Source organism: Komagataeibacter kakiaceti JCM 25156, from assembly GCF_000613305.1.
The window spans coordinates 1-845 of the sequence record NZ_BAIO01000760.1 but is presented as its reverse complement, the minus strand read 5'-3'; the positions used below and the strand labels follow the sequence as shown (position 1 = coordinate 845).

The following is an 845-nucleotide window of genomic DNA, read 5'->3' as shown; positions in this document are numbered from 1 at the left end:
CTCTCGCTGGGCTGCACGCTGGTGGCGACGCTGATCTTCGTGCCCGCGCTGCTGCCCAAACGCCCGATTGACGAGGCGTGAGACGACAGACTCCGGGGGGAGTCGGGGGGCGCCTTTTTTTTCAGGAAGGCGGCGTATCCTGAAACTTCCGGAAAAGAGCTTTCACCTTAAAAAAAAGGCCGCTGTCCTTTCGGACGCGGCCTTTTGCGTTACCTGCGCGCGGGTCAGGACTTGAACCAGACCTCGACCGGGCCGGTGACCTTCATGGCCATGGGGTTGCCGAAGCGGTCGGTGCCGCGCCCGACCGCCAGCCGCACCCAGCCTTCGCTAATGCAGTATTCCTCGACATTGGTTTTCTCGATGCCCTTGAAACGCACGCCAATGCCGCGATCAAGCAGGGCTTCGTCGTAAAAGGGACTGGCGGGATTGACGGACAGACGGTCCGGCGGGGTATCGGTCATATCGGGTCTTTTTCCGTGTGCTGAACGTGAAACGCTGTCTGACATAGCGGGAATGCGGTTACTCTCCAACACCCTGCGGCGCATCTTCCTCCACCACGCGGATCATGGCCTGCCCCCGGGTTATGTCGGTAATGCGCGTGCGCACCTCCCCCTCCCGCGTGGCGGGGGCGCTGATATGCAGGCTGACGCCATCCGCGCCGAAATCCTCCGCCACGACCCGGCATTCCAGACTTTCCAGCCGGGCGCGCAGCAGCGCGTGTTCGGAAAAGCCGCAGGCGAAGGTCAGATCCACCATCTCCACGATCGGGAGGCGGGGGGCCTGACGCAGGCATTCCGCCGCCGTCCCGCCATAGGCGCGCACCAGCCGCCCGCGCCCAGCTTGGT

Annotated in this window: 2 protein-coding genes; both read right to left on the bottom strand. The window is 64.0% G+C overall.

Annotation, left to right across the window (positions count from 1 at the left end):
* Nucleotides 1-224: 224 nt before the first annotated feature.
* Entirely contained in the window at nt 225-461 is a 237-nt protein-coding gene (locus JCM25156_RS18690) for a DUF3297 family protein (RefSeq protein ID WP_025814346.1), read from the bottom strand.
* A 58-nt stretch (nt 462-519) separates the two neighbouring features.
* The coding region (locus tag JCM25156_RS18685; protein ID WP_025814345.1) for a DUF1949 domain-containing protein at nt 520-845 on the bottom strand (326 nt) is incomplete at its 5' end.

Excerpts from the sequence above, each read along its gene's own strand:
- JCM25156_RS18690 (WP_025814346.1), bottom strand. The coding sequence starts at position 461 with ATGACCGATACCCCGCCGGACCGTCTGTCCGTCAATCCCGCCAGTCCC.